The sequence below is a fragment of the Synechococcus sp. BA-120 BA3 genome (genome assembly GCF_034931285.1).
Lineage (GTDB): Bacteria > Cyanobacteriota > Cyanobacteriia > PCC-6307 > Cyanobiaceae > Cyanobium.
This window is the reverse complement of sequence record NZ_JAYGHZ010000286.1, coordinates 1-12,133: the sequence shown is the minus strand read 5'-3', so window position 1 is coordinate 12,133 and position 12,133 is coordinate 1. Positions and strand designations below refer to the sequence as shown.

General features: G+C 71.6%; 11 protein-coding genes. 8 read left to right on the top strand and 3 right to left on the bottom strand.

The genetic code is table 11. From position 1 onward, the window contains the following. The coding region (locus tag VB737_RS11545) for an N-acetylmuramoyl-L-alanine amidase (RefSeq protein WP_500313100.1) at positions 1-684 on the top strand (684 nt) is incomplete at its 5' end. 41 nt (positions 685-725) lie between these two features. Here the strand turns inward: VB737_RS11545 and VB737_RS11540 are convergent. Next, the gene (locus VB737_RS11540) at positions 726-1,571 is read right to left on the bottom strand and encodes a helicase DnaB (protein ID WP_500313099.1); all 846 of its coding nucleotides are present in this window, start codon (positions 1,569-1,571) and stop codon (positions 726-728) included. A gap of 216 nt (positions 1,572-1,787) precedes the next feature. Between VB737_RS11540 and VB737_RS11535 the strand changes: the two genes are divergently transcribed. From VB737_RS11535 to fghA, 3 genes are read left to right on the top strand one after another with little or no spacing between them, the layout of a single operon-like run. After that, the gene (locus VB737_RS11535; RefSeq protein WP_500313098.1) at positions 1,788-3,389 is read left to right on the top strand and encodes a glucose-6-phosphate isomerase; all 1,602 of its coding nucleotides are present in this window, start codon (positions 1,788-1,790) and stop codon (positions 3,387-3,389) included. Between the two features lie 19 nt (positions 3,390-3,408). Then, positions 3,409-4,521, top strand: coding sequence for an S-(hydroxymethyl)glutathione dehydrogenase/class III alcohol dehydrogenase (locus VB737_RS11530; RefSeq protein WP_500313097.1), 1,113 nt, complete (start codon positions 3,409-3,411; stop codon positions 4,519-4,521). Between the two features lie 41 nt (positions 4,522-4,562). Continuing rightward, positions 4,563-5,405: an S-formylglutathione hydrolase gene (fghA, locus tag VB737_RS11525; protein WP_500313095.1), complete on the top strand. Its 843-nt coding sequence runs from the start codon at positions 4,563-4,565 to the stop codon at positions 5,403-5,405. 19 nt (positions 5,406-5,424) lie between these two features. Here the strand turns inward: fghA and leuS are convergent, their stop codons facing one another. Together leuS and VB737_RS11515 are read right to left on the bottom strand one after the other, a co-directional pair. Then, positions 5,425-8,046 carry a leucine--tRNA ligase gene (leuS, locus tag VB737_RS11520; protein ID WP_500313093.1) on the bottom strand — a complete coding sequence of 874 codons (2,622 nt, stop codon included), beginning with the start codon at positions 8,044-8,046 and terminating at the stop codon, positions 5,425-5,427. Positions 8,047-8,092: 46 nt separating this feature from the next. Next, on the bottom strand, positions 8,093-8,332 hold the full coding sequence (locus tag VB737_RS11515) for an Hfq-related RNA-binding protein (RefSeq protein ID WP_500313091.1): 240 nt from the start codon (positions 8,330-8,332) through the stop codon (positions 8,093-8,095). A 43-nt stretch (positions 8,333-8,375) separates the two neighbouring features. Between VB737_RS11515 and dapF the strand changes: the two genes are divergently transcribed. From dapF to VB737_RS11495, 4 genes are all read left to right on the top strand, one after another. Next, positions 8,376-9,491 (top strand): diaminopimelate epimerase, encoded by a 1,116-nt coding sequence (dapF, locus tag VB737_RS11510; protein WP_500313102.1) that lies wholly within the window; start codon positions 8,376-8,378, stop codon positions 9,489-9,491. Then, the gene (locus VB737_RS11505; RefSeq protein WP_500313090.1) at positions 9,472-10,662 is read left to right on the top strand and encodes a cysteine desulfurase family protein; all 1,191 of its coding nucleotides are present in this window, start codon (positions 9,472-9,474) and stop codon (positions 10,660-10,662) included. Before dapF ends, VB737_RS11505 begins: the two co-directional genes overlap by 20 nt. Before the next feature lie 26 nt (positions 10,663-10,688). Next, positions 10,689-11,378: a DUF1995 family protein gene (locus tag VB737_RS11500; RefSeq protein WP_500313088.1), complete on the top strand. Its 690-nt coding sequence runs from the start codon at positions 10,689-10,691 to the stop codon at positions 11,376-11,378. Positions 11,379-11,460: 82 nt separating this feature from the next. Beyond that, positions 11,461-11,985: a DUF4330 domain-containing protein gene (locus VB737_RS11495; protein WP_500313086.1), complete on the top strand. Its 525-nt coding sequence runs from the start codon at positions 11,461-11,463 to the stop codon at positions 11,983-11,985. Positions 11,986-12,133 lie beyond the last annotated feature (148 nt).

Sequence of the window (12,133 nt, the reverse complement as noted above, 5' to 3'; positions counted from 1 at the left end):
GAGCAGGCCCTGCCGCCGCCCCAGGCCGCCTGGCGTGCTCCCCTCGGGGGCGCCTGTCAGGCCGATCCGTCCCTGCGCGCCCGCCTGGCTGGCCTGGCGGAGCGACTGCGCTACGACACCGTTCGGCTGCGCATCGACCCGAGCAACTACGGCGAGCGCTTCCGCCGGGATGCCTTCGGCCAGCCGCTCGACACCACCCCCCAGGTCGTCGTCCTGCACGAGACCGTCTTCGGCATCAATTCGGCGATCAACACCTTCATGACCCCCCATCCCCGGGACGAGGACCAGGTGAGCTACCACACCCTGATCGGCCTCGACGGCCAGGTGGTCGAGGCGCTGGACCCGGCCAAACGGGCCTTCGGCGCCGGCAACTCCGCCTTCAACGGCCGCTGGGTGGTGACCAACCCGGAGCTCGCCGGCTCGATCAACAACTTCGCCCTGCACCTGAGCCTCGAGACGCCCCTAGACGGGGAGGACCAGGAGGGGAGTCACAGTGGCTACACCGCCGCCCAGTACGACGCCCTCGCCGTGGTCCTGGCCCGCTGGATGCGCCGCTACGGCATTCCCGCCAGCAACATCACCACGCACCAGCACGTGGATCTGGGCGGCGAACGGATGGATCCTCGCAGCTTCGACTGGCGGGAACTGCAGGTGCGGCTGGCCGCTCTTGGTGTGCTCTGCTGATCCGGGCGTCCTGAGGGGCCGATTGAGATCAGCGGGCCGGTTCAGATCAGCGGACTGGTGATCGGTTTGCGGCTGCCGTAGAGCAGGGCGTGCAGCTCCGGGTCCTGCATGTAGCGCAGCACCCGTGCGGGGTAGTCCAGCTTGCCGTTATGCAGGTACGCCAGGGTGGCGATGGCCTTGGCATCGGCGGGCGAGGTGCTGGCCATCAGCAGGGCGTTGTCGGACAGCCCCAGGGCCTGCTTCAGACGCACGAACTTGCCGACCAGCAACCGGACGTTGCGGTCGGGGTCGAGCAGCTCCATGCGTGCTTCATCGATCTGCTCCGGTGTGGCATCGGGGGGCAGAAGCCCCTGCTTGACGAGCTCGCCGACGCTGAGCTGGGCGGGGCCGTGGGTGCTGAACAGGCCACTGCGGGCCGCCAGGGGAAGGTCTTCACCGGGCTTGGCGTGCTGCAGCTCATCGAAGAGCACGGCGGTGACCAGCATCGGGTTGATGTGGTGGCGGCGGCTCTCGCTGAGGATCACCGGCCGGAGCTCCTCGAGCCGGCCGAGGGTGTGGCGACGCAGGGGCTGGAGCTGGTCGATGCCCTCGGTGAACAGCTGGGCGAGCCGGGGCTGGGGGCCGTGGACGCCGAAGCGGCGGTTGAGCTCCCGTAGTTCCTCGGGGGTGAAATCCACCGGATCGGGCCGCAGCCCTTCGCTGGTGGAGGGACTGATCAGGGGAAAACTCTTGCCGTCGCGCCCGCCATCGGTGAGCAGGAAGGGGCTGCGCGAGCGCGCCTGGGGTTCCCGGCTCAGCGGAATCAAGGCCAGGCCGCCAGCCGCCAGGAGCAGGCCCGCCACCAGAGCGTGGCGGCGCTGGCGTGCAAGGGCGGCGACCGCCGACATGCGTGCGGAGCGTCGTGGCTTAGTTCCGGCGAGGCGGGACAGCAAGCGGAATGGCGCTCTTTAGATCAATTGTAACGAACACGGCCGGATTCTTCCCGCTCCGAGGGCGCTCCGGCGGCCGTCCCCGTGGTGGAAAGCCCGCATCCGCCGATCCGCTTGCCGAACGTGGAGGCGGATGGATACGGTTCGGGGGCCCGTCACGGCGTCCCAGGAGCCATGTCCCCGCTGCCGCCGTTGAACGGCCAAGATTCCGCTGCCCTCTGGGAGCGATTCCGCCAGCTGCTCTGGCACGACCCTGATCTTGCCCTCTGGCTCGACGTCAGCCGGATGGCCCTGGAGGAACAGGACCTGGAGCGCTTCCAGGCCCCCTTCGCCCGCGCCTTCGCCGCCATGGTGGCCCTGGAGGCCGGGGCCATCGCCAACGCCGACGAGGGCCGGCAGGTGGGCCACTACTGGTTGCGGGCCCCGGAACTGGCCCCCGATCCGGCGGTGGCCGCCGCCATCGCCGCGGAGGTGGATCGCCTCGAAGCCTTCGGAAAGGGCGTGCTGGCCGGAACGGTCACGGCCCCCGGCGGCCGTCCCTTCACCGATGTCCTCTGGATCGGCATCGGCGGTTCCGGCCTGGGCCCGCTGCTGATGCTCAGGGCCCTGCAACGCCAGGGGGTGGGCCTGCCGTTCCACTTCTTCGACAATGTCGATCCCGACGGCATGGCCCGCACCCTGGCCGGCCTGGGCGACCGCCTCACCACCACGCTGGTGATCGTGGTCAGCAAGTCGGGGGGCACCCCCGAACCCCACCTGGGCATGGTGCAGGCCCGGGCACGGGTGCTGGCCGCCGGCGGCGACTGGAGCGCCCAGGCGGTGGCCGTCACCATGGGCGGCAGCCGGCTGGATCAGCAGGCGGAAGCGGCCGGCTGGCTGCGGCGCTTCGACATGTTCGACTGGGTCGGCGGGCGCACCAGCATCACCAGCGCCGTCGGGCTGCTGCCCGCCGCCCTGATCGGCGCCGACCTGCGCGGCTTCCTGGACGGGGCCGCCGCCATGGACCGGCTGACGCGGGTGCCCGACCTGCGCACCAACCCCGCCGCCCTGCTGGCCGCCTCCTGGCATGTGGCCGGCGGCGGCCAGGGACGCCGCGACATGGTGGTGCTTCCCTACCGGGACCGGCTGGAGGTGTTCAGCCGCTACCTGCAGCAACTGGTGATGGAGTCCCTGGGCAAGCGGCTCGACCGCGACGGTGTCGTGGTGCACCAGGGCCTGGCCGTCTACGGCAACAAGGGCTCCACCGACCAGCACGCCTACGTGCAGCAACTGCGGGACGGCCTCGACAACTTCTTCGTGACCTTCATCGAGGTGCTGGAGGACCCGGCGGAGATCCCCACGATCGATGGCGAGTGCCCCGCCGATTTCCTCGAGGGTTTCCTGCAGGGCACCCGGGCGGCCCTGGCCGAGCAGGCCCGCCAGAGCATCACCATCACCCTGCAGCGCTTCGATGCCCGGGCCCTCGGCGCCCTGATCGGCCTGTTCGAGCGGGCGGTGGGGCTCTACGGCGAACTGGTCAACGTCAACGCCTACCACCAGCCCGGGGTGGAAGCGGGCAAGCAGGCGGCCGCCGGGATCCTGGCCCTTCAGAACCGGGTGGAGGGCCTGCTCGCCGATGGCCAGCCCCGCTCCCTGGCCGCCATCGGTGCGGAGCTGGAGCTGGAGGCCGTCGAGCCGGTGTTCTGGCTGCTGCGCCACCTCTGTGCCAACAACCGCGGCTATGGGGCGAACGGCGACTGGGGGCAGCCCGACGGGCTGGTCTTCCAGCACACTTGAGGGACCTTCCCCCTTGAGCATGGTCCGATCCCGCGCCGCGGTCGCCTGGGCCGCCGGTCAGCCCCTGGAGGTCACCGAGATCGATGTGGAGGGGCCCCGGGCCGGTGAGGTGCTGCTGCGGGTCGTGGCCACGGGCGTGTGCCACACCGATGCCTTCACCCTCTCCGGCGCCGACCCCGAGGGGATCTTCCCGGCGGTGCTCGGCCACGAGGGCGGGGCGGTGGTGGAGGAGGTGGGCCCCGGGGTGACCTCCCTGGCGGTGGGCGACCACGTGATCCCCCTCTACACACCGGAGTGCCGCTCCTGCCGGTTCTGCCTCTCCGGCAAGACCAACCTCTGCCAGGCGATCCGCGCCACCCAGGGCCGGGGCCTGATGCCGGACGGCAGCAGCCGCTTCTCCAGGAACGGCGAGCCGATCTACCACTACATGGGCACCTCCACCTTCTCCGAGTACACGGTGGTGCCTGAGATCGCCGTGGCCAAGATCGCCCCGGAGGCGCCGCTGGAGAAGGTGTGCCTGCTGGGCTGTGGCGTCACCACCGGCATCGGCGCCGTGCTCAACACCGCCAAGGTGGAGCCCGGCAGCAGCGTGGCCGTCTTCGGCCTCGGCGGCATCGGCCTGGCGGTGATCATCGGGGCGGTGATGGCCGGGGCGGAGCGGATCATCGGCATCGACACCAACCCCGACAAGTTCGCCATCGCCGGCCAGCTGGGGGCCACCGAGTGCCTCGACCCGAGGGCCTTCGACGCCCCCATCCAGGAGGTGGTGATCGACCGCACCGACGGCGGCGTGGATTACTCGTTCGAATGCATCGGCAACGTCCAGGTGATGCGCGCCGCCCTGGAGTGCTGCCACAAGGGCTGGGGCGAGTCCACGATCATCGGCGTGGCCGGGGCGGGCCAGGAGATCGCCACCCGGCCGTTCCAGCTGGTGACGGGGCGTGTGTGGCGGGGCTCGGCCTTCGGCGGGGTGCGGGGCCGCAGCGAACTGCCCGGCTACGTCGAGCGCTTCCAGCAGGGGGAGATCCCGCTGGACACCTTCATCACCCACACGATGGGGCTGGAAGACATCAACCGGGCCTTCGACCTGATGCACGCCGGCCAGAGCATCCGCTCCGTGATCCACTTCTGACCCCTCTTCCGACCCCCTGCGACCCCGAGGTCGGCATCCCCATGCTCGAGCTGCTCAGCGAAAACCGCAGCTTCGGCGGTCTGCACCGCCGTTACCGCCACCCGTCCTCCGAGCTGAACGGGACCGCGACCCTGGCGGTGTACCTGCCGCCCCAGGCCCTCGCCGGCGAGCGGGTGCCGGCCCTCTACTGGCTGTCCGGCCTCACCTGCACCGACGAGAACGTGATGCAGAAAGGCGGGGCCCACCGGCTCGCCGCCGAGCTCGGCCTGGCCCTGGTGGCGCCGGACACCAGCCCGAGGGGGGCGGAGGTGCCCACAGACCCCGAGGGCGGCTGGGACCTGGGACAGGGGGCCGGCTTCTACGTCGATGCCACCGAGCCCCCCTGGAACCGCCACTACCGGATGCACAGCTACGTGGTGGAGGAGCTGCCCGCCCTGCTGGAGGCGGAGCTGCTCCTGGCTCCGGTCCGCGGCATCAGCGGCCACTCCATGGGGGGCCACGGCGCCCTGGTGACGGCCCTGCGCCACCCGGGCCGCTACCGCTCGGTCTCCGCCTTCGCCCCGATCTGCCATCCCAGCGCCTGCCCCTGGGGCCGGAAGGCCTTCGGGTCCTACCTGGGCCCTGATCCAGGGGCCTGGGCCGCCTGGGACGCCACCCTGCTGATCCCCGCGGCGGCGGAGCGGTTGCCCCTGCTGGTGGATCAGGGCACGGCCGACCCCTTCCTCGAGACCCAGCTGCGGCCCGCCGACCTGGCGGCGGCGGCCGAGGCGGCGGGCCACCCCCTGGAGCTGCGCCTCCAGGAGGGCTACGACCACAGCTACTTCTTCATCGCCAGCTTCATCGACGACCACCTGCGCCACCACGCCGCCGCCCTGCGGGCCTGAAGCCCCGTTCGGCGGGCCCTCAGGGCACCAGGTTGACCAGCTTGCCGGGCACCACGATCACCCGCCGCGGCGGCTGACCCTCCAGCCAGCGCTGGGCCACCTCGCTTTCCAGCGCCAGCTTCTCGAGGGTGGCCGCATCGGCGTCGGCGGGCACCTCGAGGCTGCCGCGCATCTTGCCCTTCACCTGGATCACCAGGGGGATGGTGTCGCGCACCAGGGCCGTCGCATCGACCGCAGGCCAGCGCTGGGCATGGACGCTGGCTGCGGCGCTGATGGGCTGCTGCTCAGCGTGGCCGCTGAGTTTCTGCCAGAGCTCCTCGGCCAGGTGGGGCGCGAAGGGGGCCAGCAGGATCAGCAGGGTGGCCAGCGCTTCGGTGGCCACGGCCGGGCCGGCCACCTCCAGGTGGGCGGCCAGGGCGTTGCTGAGCTTCATCAGCTCGGAGACGGCGGTGTTGAGCTGGAGCTCCCCCTCCAGGTCCTCGCTGATGGCGGCGATGGCGGTGTGGACGGCCCGACGCAGCTCCCGTTCGCCGTCACTGAGGGAAGCGGGATCCGGCGCCGGCTGCTGGGGGGCGTCCGCTGCGGGCAGCCGCAGGCCACGGCCATGGGCCCCGTCCACCAGACGCCAGAGGCGCTGCAGGAAGCGGTACTGACCCTCCACGTCGGCGTCGTCCCACTCCAGATCCTTCTCCGGAGGCGCCTTGAACAGGATGAACATCCGGGCCGTGTCGGCCCCGTAGCGGTCGATCACCACCGCCGGGTCGACGCCGTTGTGCTTCGACTTGGACATCTTCTCGTAGAAGACCTCCAGCACCTCGCCGCTGACGGGATCGCGGGGGTCGCTGGGGTCGGCCACCTGGGCCGGGGCCACGTACTGCCCGGTCTGGGGGTTGCGGTAGGTGATGCCCTGCACCATCCCCTGGGTGAGCAGCCGTGCGAAGGGTTCGGAGAAGCCCAGCAGGCCCCGGTCCCGCAGCACCTTGGTGAAGAAGCGGGAATAGAGCAGGTGCAGGATGGCGTGCTCGATGCCGCCCACGTACTGGTCGACGGGCAACCAGCGGTCGACAGCGCCGCGCTCGAACGGCTGCTGGTCGTTGTGGGGGTCGCTGTAGCGCAGGTAGTACCAGGACGAACACATGAAGGTGTCCATGGTGTCGGTTTCACGCTTGGCGGGGGCTCCGCAACTCGGGCAGGGCACGTTCACCCACGACGCCAGCTTGGCCAGGGGGGTGCCCCCCTTGCCGCTCAGGGGGATGTCCCGGGGCAGTTCCACCGGCAGCTGGTCGTCGGGGACCGGCACCACGCCGCAGCTGTCGCAGTGGATCACGGGGATGGGGCAGCCCCAGTAGCGCTGGCGGGAGATCAGCCAGTCCCGCAGGCGGTACTGGACCCGTCCCTGGCCCCAGCCCTGCTCCTCGGCCCAGGCGACGATGGCCGACTTCGCCTCGGCGGTGGTCAGGCCGTCGAAGGCGCCGGAGCCGATCAGCACTCCGGCTTCGGTCCAGGCCTGGCCCTCGTAGGCGTGGGGGTCGGCCCCCTCGGGGACCACGACCCGGCGCACGGGCAGTTCGTACTGGCGGGCGAAGGCGAAGTCCCGCTGGTCGTGGGCCGGCACCCCCATCACCGCACCGGTGCCGTAGTCGGCCAGGACGTAGTCGGCGATCCAGACGGGGATGCGTTCGCCGCTGGCGGGGTTGCGCGCCCAGGCGCCGATCGGCACGCCCCGCTTGGGCCGGTCCTCGGCCGTCCGCTCCTGTTCGCTCTGGCGGCTGACCAGATCGCAGAAGGCGGTCACCGAGAGGCGGCAGTCGTCGGTGGTGAGTTCGGCCACCAGGGGGTGATCCGGCGCCAGCACCACGTAGGTGGCGCCATGGATCGTGTCGGGCCGGGTGGTGAAGACGGTGATCGTCGCACCGCTTTCGCTGGTGAAGGTCAGCTCGGCCCCGAGGGAGCGGCCGATCCAGTTGGCCTGCATTGTGCATACCCGCTCCGGCCAACCCTCCAGGGAGGGGAGATCATCGAGCAGGGCATCGGCGTAGGCGGTGATCTTCAGAAACCACTGGCGCAGCCGGCGCTTCTCCACCTGGGCACCGGAGCGCCAGGAGCGCCCCTCCGCGTCCACCTGCTCATTGGCGAGCACCGTCTGGTCGATCGGGTCCCAGTTGACCGTCGCCTCCTTGCGGTAGGCCAGGCCGGCATCGAGAAACTGCAGGAACAGCCACTGGGTCCAGCGGTAGTAATCGGCGTGGCAGGTGGCCACCTCCCGGTCCCAGTCGATCGAGAGGCCCAGCCGCTTGAGCTGGTCGCGCATCTGGGCGATGTTGCGGTCGGTCCAGTCCCCCGGGTCGACGCCCCGCTCGATGGCGGCGTTCTCCGCTGGCAGGCCGAAGGCATCCCAGCCCATGGGGTGGAGCACCTGCCGTCCCCGCAGGCGGGCCGCCCGGGCGATCACGTCGGTGATGACGTAGTTGCGGACGTGGCCCATGTGGAGGCTCCCCGACGGGTAGGGGAACATCGAGAGGGCGTAGTAGGGCTCCCCGGCGTCTTGCGGATCCGGGGTGGCGTGCAGTCCCAGCTGATCCCACTGCAGCTGCCAGCGCTGCTCGATCGCATCGGGCCGGTAGCGGGAAAGGTCAGTCACGGGCCACAGAGAATGGGAGTGATCGTGTCACAGCCCATGCAAAGGCTCAGCTGAGGGCCCGAAGCGAAGCCACGGCGGCCAGGCTGATCAGCAGCAGTGGCGTGCCGGGTTCGGTGCTCATCGCCAGGAAATGGTTGTCCTGCCAGCGGATGATGCCGTCGAACTCCTTGCCGGACAGCAGGACGACGTTCACAGGGGTGCGGATACGGATCAGTTCCTGGACGTGCCGCACACTGGGCAGGGTCGTGTCGAGCCTGGGTCCCCGTCGCTCAAAGAAACTCTGCATAGGATCGGCCCCAACCTCCAGGACTTACGGAACGGTGCATCAAGTGCTCCAATTCAGCAAATACCAGGGTCTGGGAAATGACTTTTTGCTGCTGGACGGCCGCACCTTAGAGGATCCTGATGGCCTGTTCGGCCTGACCCCCGAGCGGGTGCAGCGACTCTGCGACCGCCGCTTCGGCGTCGGCGGTGATGGGGTGATCCTGGCTCTGCCGCCCCGTGAGGGCGGTGAGCTGCGCATGCGGATCTTCAACGCCGATGGCACCGAGCCGGAGATGTGCGGCAACGGCATCCGCTGCCTGGCCCGCTTCCTGGCGGACAGCGACGGCGACCAGGCCCCCCGCAGCTGGGAGATCGAGACCCTCGCCGGTCGCATCGTGCCGGCCCTGGCCGAGGACGGACGCATCCGCGTCGACATGGGCCCGCCGTTCCTGACGCCCGAGACCGTGCCCACCACCCTGGCGGTGGGGGAGCAGGGGCTGCCGGTGGGCGAGCTGGAGGTGCTGGGCCAGCGCCTGGCGGTGGCGGCCGCCGGCATGGGCAACCCCCATGCCGTCGTGCCCGTCGCCGATGTGGCGGCGATCGATCTGGAGGGTCTCGGCGCCGCCCTGGAGGTGCACGGGGCCTTTCCGGCCCGCACCAACGTCCATTTCGTCCAGGTGCTCGCCCCCGACCATCTGGTGATGCGGGTCTGGGAGCGGGGGGCGGGACCCACCCTGGCCTGCGGCACCGGCGCCTGCGCCACCCTGGTGGCCTGCCACCGGCTCGGCCTGGCTGCCCGCCACGCCCGGCTTGATCTGCCGGGGGGGCCCCTGGAGATCCTCTGGGATGAAGCCAGCGGCCACGTCTTCATGACTGGTCCGGCCGAGGCTGTGTTCGACGGGGTGGTGGCGCCATCGCTGTTCGACGACGACGACGAGGCACTGCTTCAAGCCACAGCGGTGCCCCCCGCCATGGCCATGGCGGTGGCCGCCATCGACTGCGCCACCGCCTGCGTCCACGGCTGCCTGCGCCCGGAGGCCTGCCCCAGCGCCGAAGCCCGGGCCCGCGTCACGGCCCTGCTGGAGGGGCGCTCCCTCGACGATCTGGTGGCCCTGGCGGGCGAATCCCTGGAATCCCGGACCCGGGGCCGCCTCTCCCGCGATGCCCCCGCCGCCCCCTGAGGTCTACCTCGACGCCTGCGCCACCGCCCCCCCGGCAGCGGCGGTGCTGGAGGCCATGGATCGCGCCCACCGGGAGGCCTGGGCCAACCCCTCCAGCCTCCACGGCCACGGCCTGGCGGCGGCGGAGCGCCTGGAGCGCGACCGCCAGTCCATCGCCGCCCGGCTCGGCTGCGGCGCCGATGAACTGGTGCTCGTCTCGGGGGGGAGCGAGGCGATCCACACCGCCCTGGTGGGCTCCGACGGGCAGCTGGAACCTGGGCGAGTGCTGCTTTCGGCGGTGGAGCACCCCGCCAGCTATGCCGCCGCCGCGGCGCTGGCACGCCGGGGCTGGGAGGTGCGGCTCCTGCCGGTGGACCGCCGTGGCGTGGTCGACCTGGAGGAGCTGCAGCGCCTGCTGACGCCCCCGACCCGGCTGGTGTCGGTGCTCTGGGGCCAGAGCGAGGTGGGAACGCTCCAGCCGATCGAGGCGATCGGTGCCTTCTGCCGCCAGGCCGGCGTGCGGTTCCACGTGGATGCGGTGCAGGTGGTGGGGCACCGTCCGGTTGATTTCAGCCGCCTGCCGGTGGACCTGCTCAGTTGCACGGCCCACAAACTGCAGGGTCCGCGCGGCGTGGGGGCCCTGCTGGTGCGGCGCGGGATCCTGCTGGCGCCCCTGATCGGCGGGGCCCAGGAGGGTGGTCGTCGCGGCGGCACCGAGCCGGTGGCCCTGGTGGCCGGCTTCGCGGCGGCCCTGGAGCTGGCCGAGCGGCGGCTGGCGGCCCACGGCGGAGAAGACCCGCTGGCGTCGCTGCGGGATCACCTGCTGGCCGACCTGCGGCGGCTGGAAGGCGTGCGGTTGACCGGCCCGGAGCCGGACGACCCGGCCGGGCGCCTGCCCCACCACATCAGCCTGCTGGTGGACGGGCCGGAGGGTCGTCCCATCGGCGGTCGGAGGCTGGTGCGGGAGCTGGCACGCCGGGGCTACGCCGTGAGCAGTGGATCCGCCTGCGCCAGTGCCGGTGCGGGCACGGCCGGCACCAGTGCGGTGCTGCTGGCGATGGGATACGACCCCGCCGAGGCGGCCAGCGGCCTGCGGATCAGCCTCGGCCCCTGGCTGAGTCCGGAGGATCTGGCCGGGCTGCCGGCGGCCCTGGAGCAGGCCCGGCGCTGCGTGGCGGAAGCGCCTGGGTAGGGTCCGACCAGCCCTGCCGCCAGCCGATGCTGCCCGCCGACCTGCGCACCGCCGAAGCCGAAGCCCTCCAGGCCCTCCAGGCGGCCCTGGCGGCCGGATCGGGGGGCCGCTGGACCGTGGAGTTCCGCTTCGAAGGGCTGCGCCTGATGCCGGTGGTGCTGCGCCTGCTCGAGGGGCTGATGGCGGAACGGCCCGGCGTGCGGCTGCTGTTCCCGGATGCCGGCGCCACCGCCCTGGCCCGCCGGGATGCTCCGGCCCTGGCCGAGCACATCGGCAGCTTTTCCGACCAGCGCCGGCGCCAGCAGGAGGAACCCTCCAGCGGCGTGCTGCTGCTGGTGGGGGCGAGCCAGGCGGAGTACGAGCTGGTGGAGGAGGTGTGCGGCCGCCATTCCGACGCCGTGGTGCTCGTCAATCCCGCCCTGGAGGATGCCGCCGTCGGCATCGGCAGCGTGGCGCGCCAGCGTCGCCGCGGCTTCCTGGCCGGCTGGCGGGCCGCCTACGCCCTGCTGCCCAAGACCGACCGCGCCCTGCGCTGCGCCTACCCGGGCGACTGGGAGCTCTACCGGCTCGATCCCGACGGTTTCCGGCTGGCGGGGAGCTTCGAGCAGAAGCCCGATGCGGAGCAGCAGGACCTGGCGCTCAGCGGGCGTGAGGAGGCGGGTCTGGGCGGCAACCTGAGGGCCCTGGGTCAGATGATCGAGGACCTGCAGAACTGAGACGCCGCCCTGGAGCCTCGGGATCGGGGCGGCTGGTGGATCCCGGAAAGGCTGCGTACACTTCGCGGGCTTTCCCATGCCCATGCCCAGCGAAACGCCCCGGTCCCGTTCCTTCAGCCTCGTCGACGTCGGCGCCGCCGTCGCCGCCCTGCTGGCGATCGGGGGCGTGATCTGGAGCCCCCGGCTGAGCGGGGCGGTGGCCCAGGCCACCGGCGCCCTTGAGCCCGTCACGGTGATGGTGGACGTGCGCGGTGCCCCCGCCGCCGCCCCCCTGGAGCTGCTGCAGCAGGCCCGCGCCGAGGGCAAGGTGGCGATCGTGATCCGCAACCAGCCCCACGGCAGCGTGGCGGTCAAGGAGATCATCCCCTTCGACCGCATCATCTCCACTCTCACCCCCGACGGGACGGTGGTCAGCGCCCCCGATCCCAACCAGCGGACCTTCAGCACCTTCGATGGACGATTCGTCCTCGAGGGCCAGGGGCGCCGCACCGCCGGTGGGGTCGTCTTCGGCAACCAGACCATCAAGATCGGCGCCCCGGTGGAGCTGGAGGGGACCAACTACCGCTTCAACGGCACCGTCACGGGCCTGAAACTCGGAACCTCCTGACATGACCGCCACCGTCCGCCTCGGCCTCCCCCGCCACCGTCAGCCACGCCACCGCCGCCCCCTGAGGCTGGCGGCGCTGCTGCTGGTTGCCGGCGGCACCGGCCCTGCGGGCCTGGCGGTCTGGGCCCAGACAGCGCCGGCCCTGCCC